At 71.8% G+C, this 17,580-nt stretch carries 14 protein-coding genes; 6 read left to right on the top strand and 8 right to left on the bottom strand.

Annotated features, from left to right (window positions below; all coding sequences use genetic code 11):
• Window positions 1–1,385 (top strand): TolB family protein (locus ABD831_RS03100; RefSeq protein WP_425582773.1); only part of this gene is annotated, 1,385 nt, incomplete at its 5' end.
• Window positions 1,386–1,452: 67 nt separating this feature from the next.
• Here the strand turns inward: ABD831_RS03100 and ABD831_RS03095 are convergent.
• The gene (locus ABD831_RS03095; protein WP_344941332.1) at window positions 1,453–2,127 is read right to left on the bottom strand and encodes a Type 1 glutamine amidotransferase-like domain-containing protein; all 675 of its coding nucleotides are present in this window, start codon (window positions 2,125–2,127) and stop codon (window positions 1,453–1,455) included.
• Window positions 2,128–2,162: 35 nt separating this feature from the next.
• Window positions 2,163–2,696: a GNAT family N-acetyltransferase gene (locus tag ABD831_RS03090; RefSeq protein ID WP_344941329.1), complete on the bottom strand. Its 534-nt coding sequence runs from the start codon at window positions 2,694–2,696 to the stop codon at window positions 2,163–2,165.
• Between the two features lie 147 nt (window positions 2,697–2,843).
• Between ABD831_RS03090 and ABD831_RS03085 the strand changes: the two genes are divergently transcribed.
• A complete protein-coding gene (locus tag ABD831_RS03085; protein ID WP_344941326.1) occupies window positions 2,844–6,383 on the top strand; it encodes an ATP-binding cassette domain-containing protein in 3,540 nt (1,179 codons plus the stop codon).
• A 73-nt stretch (window positions 6,384–6,456) separates the two neighbouring features.
• On the opposite strand, the gene ABD831_RS03080 is transcribed toward ABD831_RS03085, so the two are convergent.
• The 3 genes from ABD831_RS03080 to ABD831_RS03070 all read right to left on the bottom strand — a co-directional run bounded on the left by ABD831_RS03080 (window position 6,457) and on the right by ABD831_RS03070 (window position 8,827).
• On the bottom strand, window positions 6,457–7,515 hold the full coding sequence (locus tag ABD831_RS03080) for a fatty acid desaturase family protein (RefSeq protein ID WP_344941324.1): 1,059 nt from the start codon (window positions 7,513–7,515) through the stop codon (window positions 6,457–6,459).
• A gap of 353 nt (window positions 7,516–7,868) precedes the next feature.
• Window positions 7,869–8,357, bottom strand: coding sequence for a TY-Chap domain-containing protein (locus tag ABD831_RS03075; RefSeq protein ID WP_344941321.1), 489 nt, complete (start codon window positions 8,355–8,357; stop codon window positions 7,869–7,871).
• The gene (locus ABD831_RS03070; RefSeq protein ID WP_344941318.1) at window positions 8,354–8,827 is read right to left on the bottom strand and encodes an acyl-CoA thioesterase; all 474 of its coding nucleotides are present in this window, start codon (window positions 8,825–8,827) and stop codon (window positions 8,354–8,356) included. Before ABD831_RS03070 ends, ABD831_RS03075 begins: the two co-directional genes overlap by 4 nt.
• 90 nt (window positions 8,828–8,917) lie before the next feature.
• Between ABD831_RS03070 and ABD831_RS03065 the strand changes: the two genes are divergently transcribed.
• The 4 genes from ABD831_RS03065 to ABD831_RS03050 all read left to right on the top strand — a co-directional run bounded on the left by ABD831_RS03065 (window position 8,918) and on the right by ABD831_RS03050 (window position 14,153).
• On the top strand, window positions 8,918–12,340 hold the full coding sequence (locus ABD831_RS03065) for a DEAD/DEAH box helicase (protein WP_344941315.1): 3,423 nt from the start codon (window positions 8,918–8,920) through the stop codon (window positions 12,338–12,340).
• A gap of 119 nt (window positions 12,341–12,459) precedes the next feature.
• Entirely contained in the window at window positions 12,460–12,906 is a 447-nt protein-coding gene (locus ABD831_RS03060) for an aromatic ring-opening dioxygenase LigA (protein WP_344941312.1), read from the top strand.
• Window positions 12,903–13,379 carry a heme-degrading domain-containing protein gene (locus ABD831_RS03055; protein ID WP_344941310.1) on the top strand — a complete coding sequence of 159 codons (477 nt, stop codon included), beginning with the start codon at window positions 12,903–12,905 and terminating at the stop codon, window positions 13,377–13,379. The genes ABD831_RS03060 and ABD831_RS03055 overlap by 4 nt, the downstream gene beginning before the upstream one ends.
• A 153-nt stretch (window positions 13,380–13,532) precedes the next feature.
• Window positions 13,533–14,153, top strand: a complete 621-nt coding sequence (locus tag ABD831_RS03050; RefSeq protein WP_344941307.1) for a superoxide dismutase — start codon at window positions 13,533–13,535, stop codon at window positions 14,151–14,153.
• A 90-nt stretch (window positions 14,154–14,243) separates the two neighbouring features.
• Here the strand turns inward: ABD831_RS03050 and ABD831_RS03045 are convergent, their stop codons facing one another.
• The 3 genes from ABD831_RS03045 to ABD831_RS03035 form a co-directional block, all read right to left on the bottom strand.
• Window positions 14,244–14,483: a hypothetical protein gene (locus ABD831_RS03045; protein WP_344941305.1), complete on the bottom strand. Its 240-nt coding sequence runs from the start codon at window positions 14,481–14,483 to the stop codon at window positions 14,244–14,246.
• A 208-nt stretch (window positions 14,484–14,691) separates the two neighbouring features.
• A complete protein-coding gene (locus ABD831_RS03040; RefSeq protein ID WP_344941302.1) occupies window positions 14,692–16,125 on the bottom strand; it encodes a pyridoxal phosphate-dependent decarboxylase family protein in 1,434 nt (477 codons plus the stop codon).
• 64 nt (window positions 16,126–16,189) lie between these two features.
• Window positions 16,190–17,533 (bottom strand): MFS transporter, encoded by a 1,344-nt coding sequence (locus ABD831_RS03035; protein WP_344941300.1) that lies wholly within the window; start codon window positions 17,531–17,533, stop codon window positions 16,190–16,192.
• Window positions 17,534–17,580: the final 47 nt, after the last annotated feature.

Here is a 17,580-nt window from a genome sequence, read left to right as displayed (position 1 = left end):
ACCTGAACTTCGTCGCGGGTCAGACCGTGGCCAACCTCGTCATCGTCAAGGTCGGCACGGGCGGCAAGGTGTCGTTGGTGACCTCCGGCGGTCAGACGAACCTCATCGGCGACGTGATGGGCTGGTACCCGAGCAGCAGTCCCGTGTCATCGGGCGCCCTGGCCTTGGTGAGCGCCGACCCGGCGGGAGCTTCCGGCAACGTCGACTCCTATGCCGCCGCGCCGAGCCGGGACGGCCGACTGGTGGTCTTCTCGTCCCGAGCATCGGATCTCGTCGCGGGTGACACGAACGACATGTCGGACGTCTTCGTGCGTGACATGCAGACAGGCCAGACCAGCATCGTCGACCTCGCGCCCGACGGCAGCCTCCCCAAGCTGGGCGCCAGCGGGGGCGCCATCAGCTCGGATGGTCGCTACGTTGCCTTCACGTCGCAATCGACCAACCTCGTCGCCGGCGACACCAACCAGGCGGCGGACGTGTTCGTCAAGGACCTGGCGACCGGGACCACCACCCGGGTGAGCGTGGCGTCGAACGGATCCGCAGGCAATGCGGCCAGTGGCAACGCTCCGGGGGCCTTCAGCAGCGATGGACACCACCTGGCCTTCGTGTCCGACGCGTCGAACCTCGTCACGGGCGACACGAACGGGCAGAGAGACGTGTTCGTGCGGTCGCTCGACACCGGAGTGACCACGCGCGTGAGCGTGTCCACCTCCGGCGCCCAGGGCGACGGGCCCAGCGGCCTCGCATCCGTCTCGGTCAGCGCCAACGGACGCTTCGTCGCTTTCGAGTCCCTCGCCTCCAATCTCGACCCCGCCGACACCGGCACGGCTAGGGACGTCTTCGTCCGGGACACACAGGCTGGAACCACGTCGATGGGGAGCGTCACCCAGACGGGCACACGGGCGAACGGTGACTCCTTCATCCCCACCCTCAGCGACGACGGGCGGTACCTGGTGTTCAGCTCGCTGGCCTCGGACCTCGTGGCCACGGATACCAAGGGCACGCAGAACGTCTTCCGTCGTGACCTCTCCACCGGCGTGACGGAGCTGGTCAGCGTCGACCCTCTCGGTGCACCGGCGAACGTGGCGGCCGGAGAGGCATCGGTCAGCGCGGACGGCCAGCGCGTCGCCTTCACCTCGGCTGCAACAAACCTCGTCGCCGACCCGGACTACGCCGCCTACAGCGACATCATCGTCAAGGACATGCAGACCGGGAACCTCGTGCGCGTCAGCACGGCTCCCGACGGCAAAGCCGGCAGCAAGCACTCCAGCTCGGCGCAGATCAGCTCTGACGGCACCCATGTCGGTTTCGCGTCCTTGGCCGCAAACCTGCTTCCTGAGGACACCAACGCCTACAGTGACGTGTTCCTCGCCACGCTGCCCTAGTCCCGTGCGGGCCGAGGGGACTGAGGGCGCCCGGCCAAGCGGGTCGTCGCCGGCCGCTGAGGCTCAATCAGCGCGGGCCGGGGAAGTACTTCCAGGTCCCTTCGGAGACGACCTCGACGCGTCCGTCCTGCACGACGATCGCGGTGTCGTCGTCGATGGCGTAGGCCGGGTTGTCGATCGTGCCGGCCCATCGTTCCGCCTCGGCCATCGTGTTGCCCGGGAGCTTCGGGTGGTCGATGTGAGGGCAGATCGAAAAGTCCACGACGCCGAGCGTCGCGTCGTCGCGGCCGGTCGGCGGGTGCCAACGGACGAACTCGTCCCCGACCCGAGGCGTCATGACGAGGCTGCCCGCGCTCAGCCCGACCCACAGCGCGTCGAGCGAGGGCAGCAGGTCGGCGAGGCCGGACTCGCGCATCCAGTGGTGGAGATACATGGGGTCCCCGCCGTTGACGAGCAGGACGTCGGCCTCGCGGACCCCTGGCACCCAGTGGTCCTGGGAGAGGCTGGGCAGGGCCGTCAGCTCGAGGACTCCCACCGACCGCCAGCCGAGATCGACCATGAGGTGGCCGGGCTCGCGGCCCGCGACGAAGCTCCACGCTTGTCCGGGGCCGCCCCTGTTGGCGTGCGACGCCGTGGGGATGCACAGCGCGTCGCACTCGTCGATGGGCTTGGGCAGGAGGCGCTCGAGCGCGTCACGGATGCTCGCGTTGGTGATGCCTGCGGAGGTGAGCAGAAGGTCCACGTCGGCTCCTCGTCTCGGGTGGCGGGTGGGGGACTCTAGGGAAGATGGGCCATGGTGCAGTCGTCCAGCCACCGACCATCCCTGCCGAGGACGGCGGCGCGCTCGGTGGCTTCGAGCCGGAACCCGTTCTTCGTCAGCACGCGGATGGACGCGGCGTTGTCGGCGAAGGTCTTGGCGACGATCCTGCGCAGCCCCGCCTCGTGCAGTGCCGGCACCAGCAGCGACACTGCTGCGGAGGCCACACCGCGGTTCCAGCAGTCGGGGTCGACCGTGTAGCCGAGGTAGAAGTCCCAGACGGTCGGTTCGGGGCCCAGTGACTCCGGGCGGTAGCGCCGGCCGCCGATGTCTCCGACCACGCGGCCATCGAGCTCCACCGCGCACAGCAGCGAGTCCGGTTCGGCGCGGCAGTCGGTGATGAGCGTGCGAGCCTGCTCGAGCGTGTCCACGGTGCGGCTGACGTAAGCCTGGCTCTCCGGCCGACGCTTGTAGCCGAGGAAGGCCGGCGCGTCGGAGGGGACGGCCGGGCGCACGGCGATGCGTCCGTCGGTCAGAGGCCCAGACAGCTCCATACCGACTGGACCTTAGCGGTGGCGTCCCGATCCTTCAGTCGGGGAGCGCGGTGGCCCGTTGGCCTGTGGGCCGGTCGCGGTCCGGAGCCGCCGGAAAACGGGAGGCGCGCTGTCCGTGGTCGTCTGTAGCGTTCAAGGACTGTGACGATGACCAGGGTGGGGTACGACGACGCGAGGGACACGACGCCGGACGGGTCCCCGCGGGACTCGCGTATGCCGGAGGGCCGGGTCCCCGTCGACTGGCGCCGCGTCCGTCGCCCGCTCACGATCGTGTGCTTCACGATGTCCCTGTTCGGCGCCGTCGCGGCGTCGCTGGGATCGATGGTCGCCGGCCGGCTGGCCGAGCACGCCACCTCGACGCTCGTCGTGCTGTTGGCGACGTGCGTCATCGGTGGTGCCGTCATCGACACCGTCGCCAAGACGATGTGGGCGACGGTGTGCGACCGCGCCGAGGGCACCCTGCGGGCCGACCTGCTCGACGCCGCGATGGCACAGCCGCTGTCCGAGCTGTCCGAGCAGGCCGTGGGTGAGGTGCTCGACCGCATCGACGACGACACCTGGGAGGTCGGCCAGCTGATGCGGTGGGGCGTGTGGCAGGCCGTGCGCACCTTCCTCGCCTCGGGTCCGCTCTGGGTGGTCGCGACCATCGCCTGGTGGCCCGCCGCCGTCCTCTTCCCGCTCACCGGTCTCGCGACGTACTGGGTCGTCCGCAGACTGCTGCCACAGATCGCCGAGCGCAAGGTCGTCGAGGAGGCGGCGTGGACCGACCATGCGGCGTCCACCGAGGAGGGCGTCGCGGCCCGCGACGACCTGCGCACCGCACTGGGCCAGGCGCACGTGCTGCGGCGCAACGCCCGCATGGCTGCCCGGGTCCACGCGGCCCTCGACAGGGTGCTCCAGGTCGAGGCCAAGATCACCCGACGCAGCGGCGGCCTGCTCCATGGCGCACTTGCCGCGGTCGCGGTGGTCGGCACCGCCCTCGTGCTGGCCGGCGACCTGTCGACAGCCCGGCTCGTGACCCTCTTCCTCGTCACGACGATGTTCGTCGGCGGCGTCGACATGCTGGCGCGGCACCTTCCCGACCTGCAGGAGGGCTTCGGTGCGGTTCTGCGGCTGCGGGCCATGCTCGCCTCACCGGCGGAGCCGACCGGCGGGCTGCCGCTGCCCGACGGGCCGCTCGACGTGGAGTTCCGTGGCCTCGAGTTCACCTACGGCACAGGAACCTTCGCGCTGCGCAACGTCGACCTGCTCGTCCCGGCCGGACACACGTGCGCTCTCGTCGGCCGGACCGGGTCCGGCAAGTCCACGCTCGCGTCGCTGCTGTCGCGCGCGGTGGAGCCCCCGCGCGGCACCGTGCTGCTGGGCGGCACCGTGCTGCTGGGCGGCACCGACGTCCTCGACCTCGACCTGCAGCAGCTGCGTGCCGCCGTCGGCGTCGTGACCCAGCGCACCGAGGTCCTCGCCGGCACGCTCGCGGAGAACATGACGCTCTTCGGCGACGTCCCCCGCGCCCGGGTCGAGGCCGCCGTCGCCGAGCTCGGCCTGACCGAATGGGTGGCCGGGCTGCCCGACGGCCTGGACACGATGCTCGGCCCGGGCGGGACGACCCTGTCTGCGGGTGAGGAGCAGCTCGTGGCCTTCGCCCGGCTGCTCGTGCGTGAGGTGCGCGTCGTCGTGCTCGACGAGGCCACGGCCCGGATGGACCCGGTCACCGAGGCACGCGTGGTGCGTGCCGCCGACCGGCTGATCTCGGGCCGGACGGGCATCCTCGTGGCCCACCGCCTGTCGACCACCGAGCGGGCCGAGCAGGTCGCCGTCCTCGAGTCGGGTCGCGTCGTCCAGCACGGCCCACGCGACCGGCTGGCCAGGGGTGACGGGCCGTTCCGCCGGCTGCTCGAGGCGGCAGCACACGAGGTCGCCGTCGAGGAGCACCACCACGACGACACCGCGATCGGCTCGGTGCGCCGCAGCACCACCCCGCCGCAGCCCCCGACGTTGGCTCCCATCCCGAGCCTGAGCCGGCAGGTGCTCCACGCCGTGCGCATCCAGCCGCAGTGGGGTCTGCTCGGTGCCTCCCTCTTCCTCGTCGCCTCACTGACCGGCGCGTTCGGCGCCCTGACCGGCTGGATCTGGGGCCTCGTCGTCACGAGGCTGCAGGCCGGAGAGAACCCGGGCTGGCTCACGGCGGCCCTCGTCGCCTCGCTCGTGGTGGGCCCGCTCCTGCTGTCCCAGGCCTTCCGGTCCTATCCCCACTGGTGGGTCGAGGTGCGGCTGCGCGTGCGCGCCGCGGTGCTCGCCGGCCAGACCGCACAGCGCCGGCTCGTGCGGACGCCACCGGGAGAGGTGGTCGCCCGCACGATGGACGCCGACCGGCTGGCCCGCTACACGGACCGTTGGGTCGACTTCGTCAACGGACTCGTGGTCGCCTCGATGACCGCGTTGATCGCCGGTACGTGGCTCGCCGGGGCGGTGCTGCTCGTGGTCATGGTCGTCTCGGCGCTGGCCTCGACGCTCGGCCGACCGGTGGCGGGGCGCTCCGCAGCCGCGGCCTCGACGGCCCGGGCCAACTTCGGGCGGTCGCTGGTCTCGGCGCTCGAGTCGATCCGCACGGTCAAGCTCGCCGCAGCCACTCCTCAGGTGCACCAGCACCTGCACCAGGTCGACGGGGGACGCGTCGACGCCGCAGTTCGTGAGCACCGGGTCCAGGCCCTGCTCGACGGTGTCCCGGTCGTCATGGTCCAGTGCGGTGTCGTCGCAGCCTGGGCGGGCTTCCTCCACGGCACGTGGCCGCTGGCCATCGCCCTTCTCGTCGCCAACGCCGTCAGCGGCTTCGACTGGTTCGGTCGGGTCGCCGGCTCGGTCGTGACGGAGGCCCCTGGCGTGCGGGCCTGGATGAACGCCACGAGCGAGCTCGCCGGCGGAGGCGACCTGATGGACCTGCCACCGGGCATGGACCTCGTGGGCGGCACCGCAGACGACCCGCAGCCGGGTCCGCGCGAGGCCCTGCGGGCCCTCACTCTCCGGGGTCTGACCGCAGTCCACGACGACGGCACCATCGGCGTGCAGGACGTCGATCTCACCGTCCGGGCGGGCGAGCTGGTGCTCCTGCTGGGCCAGGTCGGCTCCGGCAAGTCCAGCCTGCTCTCGTCGCTGGCCGGGCTGACCTCCCACACCGGCCAGGTGCTCTGGAACGGGCGCGCGCTGGACGAGCCCGAGATCGAGCTGCGGCCCGGGCGCGTCGCTCACATCGCCCAGGTGCCCCGCGTGCTGTCCGGGACGTTCAGCGGCAACATCGCGCTCGACCACGCCGACCGGCACGTCGAACCGGCGCTCGCCACGGCTCGCATGGCACGGGACGTCACCGAGGCCGGCGGCCCCGAGGCGCTCGTCGGCCACCGCGGGGTCAGGCTCTCCGGGGGACAGGTGCAGCGCTTGGCTCTGGCCCGGGCGCTCGCCTGCGAGGCCGACCTGCTGCTGGCGGACGACGTGTCCTCGGCGCTCGATGCGGCCACCGAGATCGAGCTCTGGGCCGCACTGCGCTCCGGCGGGGCGACCGTCATCGGCGCGACGAGCAAGGCGGCCGCCCTGGCGCAGGCCGACCGGGTCGTCGTCCTCGAGCGTGGCCGGGTCGTCGAGACGGCGCCCTGGCGCGAGCTCTCGCCGCGGTGGGCGCACCTCGCCGGGTGAGGAGACAGGAGCTCACCGTCCCGGTCGGGTTGGGAAGGGCGCTGCCACCCGGCCCGATCGGTGTGCGGCCGGTCTAGCAGGGATCGATGGATCGGCGCTGCGCGACCAACGGGCACAGGAAGGGGTCGTTGCCGGCGAGGCCGACCTGGTTGAGGTGTCGGGTGACGTGCCGGTAGGCGGTCGGGAGGCTGGTCTGGGTGTACGGAAGGCGCTGGGCTGCGCAGTAGGAGGCCACCAGTGGCGCGATCCGGCGCAGGTGGGGACGGGCGATCGATGGGAACAGGTGGTGCTCGATCTGGTAGTTCAGGCCGCCCATCAGGACCGAGATGACGCGTCCGCCCGAGATGTTGCGGCTCACCAGGACCTGACGGCGAAGGAAGTCCAGCTTGAGCGTCGCCGGGACGAGGGGCATCCCGATGTGGTTGGGCGCGAACGCGCACCCGAGGTACATCCCGAAGACGGCAACCTGGACGATGAGGAAGAGGGCTGCCTTGCCCGGAGGTAGGACCACGAAGACGAGCGCGCCGAGGCCACCCAGCCGGACGGTCAGGAGCCCGGCCTCGATCCAGCGGCGGGAGATGGTGGAGCTGGAGGCGACCCCGCGGATGCCTTGCCAGTGCAGGGAGAAGCCTTCCAGCAGGGTGAGCGGGAAGAAGTACCAGCCCTGGTGGGTCACGAGCCAGCGCAGGAGCGCGGGGCGAGGGCGCCCGATCGCCTCCGGGGTGAGCGCGATCGCCCCCGGCGCGATGTCGGGGTCAGCACCGTGCTTGTTCGGGTTGGCGTGGTGGCGGTTGTGCTTGGCGCGCCACCAGCCGTAGCTGATGCCCACGAGCAGGTTCGCCAGGACCAGGCTGACCCAGTCGTTCCACGCCGCCGACTTGAACATCTGCCGGTGGGCCGCGTCGTGGCCGAGGAACGCGACCTGGGTCATGATCACGGCGAGCACGACGCCCATGCCGAGCTGCCACCAGCTGTCCCCGATCCTGATGAACCCCGCAACCCAGGCCACGAGGACGCCCACTGCCCCGACGAGCATCGTCCAGTAGTAGCCGTAGCGGCGTCGCAGCAGTCCCAGCCCCTGCGCCTGCCGGGTGAGGGCGGTGAAGGCACTCTGGCCGGCAGTGGACGGCAACCCCTGACCGCCTCGTGGTGAGGTTGGCGCGGACTGGGGTGACATTCGGGGAGGCATCGTCGGGCTCCGTCTGTTCCGGGTCGCGGTACGACGTGCCGGCTGTCTCACCCGGGCGACGTGTCGTCCGGGTGTCGCCGGGGCGCGCGGCCCTGAGCTGGGCTCCCGCGAGGCTCGCCGCACGCGGGAGGTGGCAGCGCCGGCCACCGTGCGGGCCGAGGACACGCACGCCGAACCTGCGCCATCGTGACGAGTCCGGGACCGGGGGCGCGCCTGCAAGCAACACTCGACTATCGCATATCCGACTGTCATTCCCCCTCGCCGGCCGCGGCCGACCGTCTCCGACCGATCGGTGGTCAGGGACCTTGCGGACGGGGTGCGCGGCGGATGTCGACGTCGGCCGGCGTCGCGGCACCGAGCACCTCGGTGAGGCTCGCGTGCACCAGGCCGGCCGCAGCCTCTCCGTCGGTGAAGGTGCGGCTGAACTCCGGCTCCCGGCCCTGCCGTTCCCAGCCGAGGTCCGCGAGCGCCGACTGCTGGTCGCGGCTCAGGTCGCTAAGGCCCTCGAACTCCGTGTCCCCGATGCACTCGAGCGCGAGGACGCCCTCGAGGCGGCGCACCTGCACGAACACGTCGGGCACGCGCGCCGGCCCACCGGACCGACCACCGGACCGACCACCCGACCGGCGCCAGCCACGGGGAGCGCGCGTGCCGGCATACGTGATCGACGCCTGGGACGGCACGTGGACGGTGAACGTCATCCAGTCGTCCTCGGTCAGTGCCGCGAGGTCGGCCGCGATGCGCGCCGTCCACGCCTCCCACGTCTCCTCGAGCGCGTCGGTCATGGGCCTGCCTCCGCCACCGCCGTCTCCATGAGCGCGCGCAGGTGGTCCGGGATGGGGGTCGGCCGACGCGTCGCAGCGTCGATCTCGACGTGCACCCAGTGCCCGAGCGCCTTGATCGCGGGGTCGGGCGCCGCGCTCCGCTCGGGGTCGACGAAGAGCCCGAGCTGGTAGGTGACGCTGCTCGTGCCCAGACGCGCGACCCGGATCCCCACGACGAGCGGCGCCGGGAAGGCGACCTCGGCGTAGAAGGCGCACGACGACTCGGCGACGACACCCTGCGTCGCATCGGTCATCGGGTCGATGCTCACGTGCTCGGCCTGCCAGCCGTTGATCGCCGAGTCGAAGAGCTCGTAGTAGACGGCGTTGTTGAGGTGGCCGTACATGTCGTTGTCGGACCACCGCGTCGTCACGGGGCGGTGGACCGGGAAGTCGGCGAGCGTCAGCTCACGGGCGTCGGGCGTGCTCGGCATGCGCCCATCCTGCCCGACGGCGTATGCCGTGCCGCGACGACGCTGTGGACGACGGGCTGTGCTGTCGGCGGGCGAACGTAGAGTTCTGGGGTGGCATGGAGCGTGGGTCGGGCGACGTGGGTGGCCGACGTCACCGACCCCGACATCGCCCAGCAGGTCGGCACCCGCACCTTCGACCGCGGGCAGGCGTACGCCGTCGAGCGCCGGGTGCGCTCGCTCGCCACGCGCCCCGACGGGATGATGCTGCTCGGCACGATCGAGGGCAGCGGCAGCGAGACCTACCAGACGATCATCGAGGCTCGCCCGCACCCGAAGGGGCGCTCGCACCTCTGGAGCGGCCGGTGCAGCTGTCCGGTCGCCGCCGACTGCAAGCACGTCGTGGCCCTGATGCTCACGGCGCGTGACGTCGCACAGGGCAAGGTCGTCGAGCCGCGACCGGCCTCCGGCGACGGCGACGGCGACGGGGTCGCAGCAGCGGCTGAAGCCGACCTGGCCCCGCTCGTCGTCCCCCCGCACTGGGCCGACGTCTTCGGTCACGTGCGCCCCCGGGAGCCAGAGCGGACGAACGCCGTCGAACGTCCGGAGCCGCGCGGGGACCTCATGCCCGCCGGCCTGTTCGTCGACACCGTCTACCGCGACCAGCGGGGTCGTCGCGGCGTGCCCGAGCTCAGCTACGGCCTGCGTCCTACCCGCTGGACGCGAGCCGGCATGTGGCACCGCACCCTCTCGTGGCACGACGCCCTGCCCCAGTGGCGACCCGGCATCCGGTTCCTCCCCGAGCACGAGCGGATCATGGGGCGCCTGCACGACGTCGCCCGGCGCGGGTCGGGCGGCACGACGTACTTCTCGGCGACGCCGCCGCTCTCGCTCGACGCGAGCCCCGACGTGTGGCCGCTGCTGCGCGAGGCCCTCACCGCCGGCATCGAGGTGATGCCGGGCGAGGGCGTCACCGGGCCGGTCCACGTCGTCGACGACACGGCCTCGCTCGTGCTCCTCGTCAAGCGGGCGGCCGACGGCAGCGGTGATCTCGACCTCGACGTCGAGATCGAGGGCCTGCCACCCGACGCCACCGGGGAGCGCCTCTACCTCGGGGACCCCGTGCACGCCGTGGCGGTCGAGGGGGACGAGGGTTCGCTGACGTTCGTCCCCCTGGAGCAGGAGCTCGACCTCGGCCCTGACGCCTTGGCGTCGGCGCTCGCCGGGCTCCGGGTCCCCGCCGACGAGCGCGGCCGGTTCCTGCGCTCCGTCGTGCCCGGCCTGCGGCAGCGGCTGCGGGTCCGGTCCGAGGTGCCGCTGCCGGCGCCCGAGCTGCCCGAGGACGCCGAGCCCGAGGTCGTCACGGTCCACGTCCGGGTCGTCAGTGACGTCCCCGGTGAGCTCCGGCTCGACCTCGGCCATGCCTACGACGGCACGCCGCGACCGTTCACGACGGCGCGGTTCGGCACGGTCGGTGGACGCGACCGCGACGCCGAGTCGGCCGCCGTGCAGGCGGCGACGTCGCTGCGGTCGGTCCCCGGAGCCCTGCGCGCCGACCTCGGTGGGCACGCCTACCTCGTGCCCCGCGTGGTGCTCACGGGCCTCGCCGCGGCGCGGTTCGTCGTCGACACGCTGCCCCTGCTCGAGGCCGACGAGCACGTGACGGTCGACGTCGACGGCGAGGTGCCCGACTACGAGGAGGTCACGTCGGCGCCGGTGGTGCGGCTCGGCACGGGCGAGCGGCGTGAGGAGGCGGAGCCCGGCGACTGGTTCGACCTGCGGGTCTCCGTCGAGGTCGACGGCGAGGAGGTGCCCTTCGAGCCGCTCTTCGGTGCGCTCGCCCGGGGCGACGACATCATGCTGCTCGACTCCGGCGTGTTCTTCCGGCTCGACCGGCCCGAGCTGCACCGACTGCGCGACCTGATCGAGGAGGCCCGCGACATCGCCGACCCCGAGACCGGGGGCCTGCGCCTCAGCGCCCACCACGCCGACCTCTGGGACGAGCTCGTGGCCCTCGGCGTCGTCGACGAGCAGAGCGCCCGGTGGGCGGCCAACGTCGAGGCGCTCGGCTCGCTCGAGTCCGGCCCGGTCGCCGAGGTCCCGCCAGACCTCCGGGCGACGCTGCGTCCCTACCAGCTCGACGGCTACCGCTGGCTGGCCCGTCTCTGGGACGCGCGCATCGGCGGCATCCTCGCCGACGACATGGGCCTCGGCAAGACCCTCCAGGTCATCGCGGCCCTCGTCCGTGCACACGACCGCGGCGAGCTCGGCGACGGTGGTCCCGACGCCCGTGGGCCCGTGCTCGTCGTGGCGCCGACGAGCGTCGTCGGCACGTGGATGGGTGAGCTCGAGACCTTCGCACCGCATCTCGCCGCGGTCACCGTCACGGCCACCGGGCGCAAACGGGGTGTCCCGCTCGCCGACGTCGTCGCCGGCGCAGAGGTCGTCATCACCTCGTATGCCGTCCTGCGCCTCGACGACGCCGCCTTCCACGGCGTGCGGTGGGGTGGAGTCATCCTCGACGAGGCCCAGTTCGTCAAGAACCGGCAGGCCAAGACCCACGTCGCGGTTCGCCGGCTCGGGGCCTCCTTCACCGTCGCCGTCACCGGCACGCCGCTCGAGAACTCCCTCATGGACCTCTGGTCGCTGCTCTCCCTCACGGCGCCCGGGCTCTACCCGCGACCCGACGTCTTCACGAAGAACTACCGCAAGCCCATCGAGTCCGGTGAGCGTCCCGAGCTGCTCGACCTGCTGCGCCGGCGGATCCGGCCGCTGATGCTGCGCCGCACCAAGGAGCAGGTGGCGATCGACCTGCCGCCCAAGCAGATCCAGGTCATGGCCCTGGACCCGCACCCGGTCCACCGGCACATCTACGACCAGCACCTGCAGCGCGAGCGACAGCGCGTCCTCGGCCTGCTCGACGACCCCGAGTCCAACCGCGTCGCGATCCTCGCGGCCCTGACGCGGCTGCGCCAGCTCGCCCTCGACCCCGTCCTCGTCGACGAGGTCCACGCCGGCAAGGCGACCGCGGCCAAGATCGACTTCCTCGTCGACCAGCTGCGCGAGCTCGCGGCCGAGGGTCACCGGGCGCTCGTCTTCAGCCAGTTCACCGGCTTCCTGCGCATCGTCGAGGCGGCTCTGACCCGTGCCGGGGTGACGACGGCCTACCTCGACGGGTCTACGACCGACCGGCAGTCGGTCGTGCGCGGCTTCCGTGAGGGCGACGCGGTGGCGTTCCTGATCAGCCTCAAGGCCGGCGGTTTCGGGCTGACGCTCACCGAGGCCGACTACGTCTACGTCCTCGACCCGTGGTGGAACCCGGCCGCCGAGGCCCAGGCCATCGACCGGGCACACCGCATCGGTCAGAACCGACCCGTCACCGTCTACCGCCTCGTCTCGGCGGGCACCATCGAGGAGAAGGTCGTCACCCTGCAGGAGCGCAAGCGCGACCTCTTCCAGCGCGTCGTCGACGAGGGCGGCTCCCTCTCGGGTGCCATCACGGCCGACGACGTGCGCGACCTGCTCGGACTCGCCTGAGTCGAGACGTGATTCGCATCCGGCCCCACGTCCCGTGGTGAGGCCCTAGCGTGGAGGTCAGCCGCCTCGGATGGCGGCGCGTACACGGCTCGAGACAACTCACCCCTCGGAGGACTCACATGAGCAGCGTCGCCCCCAGCATCTCCGCGACGGCGGATCGGCTCCGCTCCGTCTCGGTCATCGGGACCATCGTCGTCGTCTTCGGCATCATCATGATCCTGGCCGGTGGATTCACCTGGTACCAGGTGCAGTCCCAGCTCGCCGGCGAGAAGATCACCGTCTCGGAGGACGCGTCGATGTTCGCCGGGCAGCCGGTGAACTCTCCCTGGACCGCCTACTCCGAGGCGCAGACCATCGAGAAGCACGCCCTCGCGGCGAGCGGTGGCAAGACCTACGCCGAGCTGCCGAAGGACGACCCGAACCGTCAGGTCGTCATGACCGGCTCGTTCCTGCGTGCCTCGCTCTTCACCTCGGTCGTGGCCTTCGGCGTGGCCTTCATGGCGTTCGGCATCGGCATCGTCCTCACGCTGGTCGGCGTCGCCCTCCGCAAGGTGGCACGCGCGTGACCGAGCACCCGACGCTGGAGCAGCTGGCCGACCAGGAGGCACGGCTCGTGTTCGACCGGTTCGACGACGACACGGCCTGGGCGTTGGGCGTCGCGCTGCGTGACGCGGCCCGCGCCGCGCGGGCCCCGGTCGCGATCTCGATCCGTCGCAACGGCCAGCGCCTCTTCCACGCCGCGCTGCCCGGCGCCACCGCCGACAACGACGGCTGGCTGGAGCGCAAGAGCGCCGTCGTCGACCGCTACGGCCACTCCTCCCTCTACGTCGGCGAGGAGTTCCGTGCCGCGGGCAAGACGTTCGAGGACAGCTCGCGCCTCGACTCGAGTCGCTACGCCGCGCACGGTGGAGCCTTCCCGGTCATCGTCCGCGACGTCGGCTGCGTCGGCACGATCGCCGTCTCGGGTCTGCCCCAGCGTGAGGACCACCGGCTCGTCGTCGAGACCCTCGAGGCCTTCCTCGGACACGACGACGCCTGAGCCCCTGCCGATTTGACCTCAACCGGGGTTGAAGTCGGAGGGTGGGCCGAGTGGGTACGTGACCCACAGCCCCGCGCACGGACACCTTGTCTGCACCGCTTCGGTGCGGCATAGAGTGGACGGAGCCGGATGGTCTCCAGAAAGGAACGACAAGTGGCTTACACGCTTCCCGAGCTCGACTACGACTACGCCGCCCTCGAGCCCCACATCAGCGCTCGCATCATGGAGCTGCACCACAGCAAGCACCACAAGGCCTATGTCGACGGCGCCAACGCCGCCGTCACCAAGCTGGAGGAGCTGCGCGAGTCGGGCGACTACGCCGCCCTCAACGGTGTGGAGAAGAACCTCGCCTTCCACCTCGGCGGACACACGAACCACTCCGTCTTCTGGAAGAACATGAGCCCCGACGGCGGTGGCCAGCCCGAGGGTGAGGTCGCCGCGGCGATCACCGAGTACTTCGGCGGCTTCGAGAAGTTCCAGGCGCACTTCAACGCCAACGCCAACGCGATCCAGGGCTCCGGCTGGTCGATCCTCGCGTGGGACACCATCGCCGAGCGGCCGCACATCATGCAGCTGTTCGACCAGCAGGGCAACATCCCCGTGGGCCAGATCCCGCTGCTCCAGCTCGACATGTGGGAGCACGCCTTCTACCTGCAGTACGAGAACGTCAAGGCCGACTACGTCAAGGCCTGGTGGAACGTCGTCAACTGGCAGGACGTCGCCGCTCGCCTCGAGCGCGCCAAGGCCACCAAGGGACTCATCCTCCCGGCCTGATCCTCGTCGACACGATCGACACGACAAGGGTGGGCACCTCACGGTGCCCGCCCTTCGTCATGCCTTCGTCATGCCTACGTCATGCCTTCGTCATGCTCGCCGCCGCGCGTCGAGGCAGGCGATCGCGCGCTGCGCAGCCCGCTTCCCGGCCGCGAGCGTGTCGCCGGTCCACGAGACGTGGTCCCACGAGACGGGGGTCCTGTCGGAGACGTCGACGCTCAGCGGGATCATCGCCACGGTCCCGTCGGTCGTGCGGGCCTGGTTGGTCAACGCCAGCGAGCGCGTGTGGTCCCCGTTCGGCCCCATCGCAGGGCTGCCGTCGTCGTGCACGTACTTCCGGTCGATCCCCAGGACGAACCAGTCACCCGTGTCGGTCGTCGCGGCGAAGACGTAGGTCGTCGCGGAGATCGCTCCCGGATGGGCGGCGATCGACGTGCCGGCCCGGTCGACGAGAGGCTCCGGCGCGGTGCCGCAGGCGAGCGCGGTCGCTGCCGGTGCAGGCGGGGTCGGGGAGCTCCCGCTGGCGTTCGTGACCGGCTCACGGGGTGGGGCGTGCGAGCCTGTCGATGACGCCGAGGAGGAGTGCTTCGCGCAGCTCGGGCGGCAGCGCGTCGAGCAGGGCGTTGACCGGCGCCATCCGCTCGGGCAGCACGAGCTGCCCGTCACCGCCGGCCAGGCCGGCCGCCGTGAGCAGCCCACCGAACGTCGCCTCGTCGAGGGTGCTCGGGTCGATCGCCGAGGCCATCGCCACGAGCTCCGCCGGGGGCGCGGCGGGCCCGGACTCCCGCGCCGCAGCCGTGGCCGCGGCGAGGTCCGACGCGATGAGGTCCGACGCCGACGCCGTCGCCGCGCTGAAGGTCAGGTGCAGCGTGGCCGGCAGGTCGCGGAAGCGCATCTGCGGCTGGACGAACCACCCACGGTCGAGCATCTCGTCACTGATCGTGAAGACGTCGCACGAGTCGTCGGTGACGAGGGAGAGCAGGGTCGAGTCCGGGACAGCAGCCACAGACAGCCCGGGTATGCCGTCCACTGCAGCCGCGAGGTCGAGCGTCGCCGTGCGCGCGTCCCGGGCGAGCGAGCGGTAGCGATCGGCGCCGATGTGGTGCACGACCGCCCACGCTGCTGCCACGGGGCCACCGGACTTCGTCGACTGGGCAGTGGTGTTGAGCATCGTGTAGCCCGGCCATCGCGCCGAGGCGAACAGGTGCGTGCGCCGCAGGCCGGCCGAGGCGTGCAGGAGCACCGAGACCCCCTTGGGGGTGTAGGCGTACTTGTGCAGGTCGAGCGACAGGCTCGTGACCCCGTCGACGGCGAAGGTCCACGCCGGCTGGTCCTGTTCGGACGCGCGCAAGTGGGGCAGCACCCAGCCGCCGATGCAGGCGTCGACGTGGCACCGAACACCGGCCGCCGCTGCGGCTGCGGCGATCGGCCCGACCGGGTCGATGACGCCGTGGGCGTAGGACGGTGCGGAGGCGACGACGAGGACGGTGCGGTCGTCGATCGCGGCCGCCATCGCCGCAGGGTCGGCCCGCTTCGTCACGGGGTCGACGTCGACGAGGACGGGGTCGACCCGCAGCCAGTGCGCGGCCTTGTGGAAGGCCGCGTGTGCCGTGGTCGGCAGGACCATCCGCGGGGCCGTGATGTCTGGCCGGCCGTCCCGGGCGGCGAGCACGGCAAGGAGGATCGACTCGGTGCCCCCGGAAGTGACCACCCCCGCGAATCCCTCTGGCGCATCGACGAGTCGGCCGGCGATGCCGACGAGGTCGTTCTCCATCCGGAGCAGCGAAGGGAAGGCGGTCGGGTCCAGGCCGTTCGTCGACGCGAACGCCGCCAGGGCCTCGCGGCCGATGGCGTCGGCCGAGGCCAGCCCCGAGTCGTAGACATAGGCGAGCGTCCGCCCGCCGTGCGTCGGCAGATCGCGGGTCCGCATGGCCTCCAAGGCAGCCCGGATCTCGTCGTGGTCCATCGTCATGAGCTCATCAGGTCCTTCCTGCATCCATGTCGAGCTGAGGGCCGCACCGGGGTGGCGCGCGGGATCATCTCGGACCACCAGCCGAGGCGAGGGGTGGGGAGAGCGTGAAGCGGCGGAGGGCGAGCAGCGAGACGGCGACGAGGACGGCCGGCACGAGCGAGAACCCCAGCGCGATCGCCGTCAGGGCCGAACTCGACTGGGGCACGCTCCCGTCCGTCGACGACACGTAGCCGCCGAGAGCCAGCACGGCGGCATACACGGCGGGACCGAGGGCCAGGCCGAGGGTCTCGCCGGCCGTCCACACCCCCGTGTAGAGCCCGACTCGGGTCCGCGCCTCGGCGGTCCGGCTCGCGACGTCGGCGAGCATCGCGAGGGGGAACATCTGCGCGCCGGCGTATCCGACGCCGACGACCGCGACGCACGCGTAGACCGCTGCCTCGGGCAGCGACCGCAGCAGCACCAGCGCAAGCGCCCCGCCGCCGAGCAGCAGCGACGCGACGAGGTAGCCGGGCTGCTTGCCCCGGGCCGTGCCGAAGCGCTGCCACAACGGGGTCACGACGAGTGCCGGCGCGACGAAGCAGACGAAGAGCAACGTCGCCGAGAGCGGCGTGCCGATGACCCACCGCGCGACGTAGTCGACACCCGCGAGCATCGCTCCGGTCGCAAGCGCCTGGAGCACGAAGGTCGTCAGCAGGAGCCGGAAGGGCCTGTCGGAACGGATGATCCGTAGCTGGTCACCGAAGGTCGCGCTCGTCGTGACGCCCGCGCGCACCGGCGCGGACCGGGTGCAGCGCCATGCCCCCCAGGCTCCGAGTGCGATGAGTGCAGCGACGAAGAAGCCGACGGCGCGGTAGCCCCAGTCGGGCCCGAGCGCGTCGCGGATGGCCGGCGACGCCCCGCCGCTGACGAGGATCGCGAGCGCGAGGATCGCGACGCGCCACGTCATGAGCCGCGTGCGCTCGTCGTAGTCGTCGGTGATCTCGGCCGGCATCGCGACGTAGGGCACCTGGAAGAAGCTGTAGGCCGTCGCACAGCCGAGGTAGGCCACTGCGACCCACCCCGCCGCCAGCCACTGCGGGGCCGTCGGGCCGAGGAAGAGAATCGCGAAGGCCGCCGCGAGGAGCAGCCCGGCTCGGATGAGGAAGGGCCGGCGGCGCCCGTCGGGGTGGGTCGAGCGGTCGCTGATGCGGCCGGCCACGGGGTTGAGCACGACGTCCCAGGCCTTGGGAGCGAAGACGATGACCCCCGCCGCTGCGGCCGGCACCCCCAGCCGGTCGGTGAGGTAGGGGAGCAGGAGCAGCCCCGGCACGGTGCCGAACGACCCGGTCGCCACGGAGCCCAGGCCGTAGCCACGGCGTACCGATGCAGGCAGGGGCGGGCTCGAGGCCGGCGTCGTCGCCGAGGTCATGCACGCACCCTAGTGAGCGCCGGCAAGGAAAGTGGGCACTCGACCGG

The sequence above is a fragment of the Terrabacter ginsenosidimutans genome (assembly GCF_039539425.1).
GTDB lineage: Bacteria > Actinomycetota > Actinomycetes > Actinomycetales > Dermatophilaceae > Terrabacter > Terrabacter ginsenosidimutans.
The sequence above is the reverse complement of the archived record's forward strand: the minus strand, read 5'-3'. Positions and strand labels throughout refer to the sequence as shown.

Bases quoted from the DNA above. Each gene is read 5' to 3' on its own strand.
- ABD831_RS03060 (WP_344941312.1), top strand. From the start codon at position 12,460: ATGAGCAGCGTCGCCCCCAGCATCTCCGCGACGGCGGATCGGCTCCGC.
- ABD831_RS03035 (WP_344941300.1), bottom strand. From the start codon at position 17,533: ATGACCTCGGCGACGACGCCGGCCTCGAGCCCGCCCCTGCCTGCATCG.
- ABD831_RS03090 (WP_344941329.1), bottom strand. From the start codon at position 2,696: ATGGAGCTGTCTGGGCCTCTGACCGACGGACGCATCGCCGTGCGCCCG.
- ABD831_RS03070 (WP_344941318.1), bottom strand. From the start codon at position 8,827: ATGCCGAGCACGCCCGACGCCCGTGAGCTGACGCTCGCCGACTTCCCG.
- ABD831_RS03040 (WP_344941302.1), bottom strand. From the start codon at position 16,125: ATGACGATGGACCACGACGAGATCCGGGCTGCCTTGGAGGCCATGCGG.
- ABD831_RS03085 (WP_344941326.1), top strand. From the start codon at position 2,844: ATGACCAGGGTGGGGTACGACGACGCGAGGGACACGACGCCGGACGGG.
- ABD831_RS03075 (WP_344941321.1), bottom strand. From the start codon at position 8,357: ATGACCGACGCGCTCGAGGAGACGTGGGAGGCGTGGACGGCGCGCATC.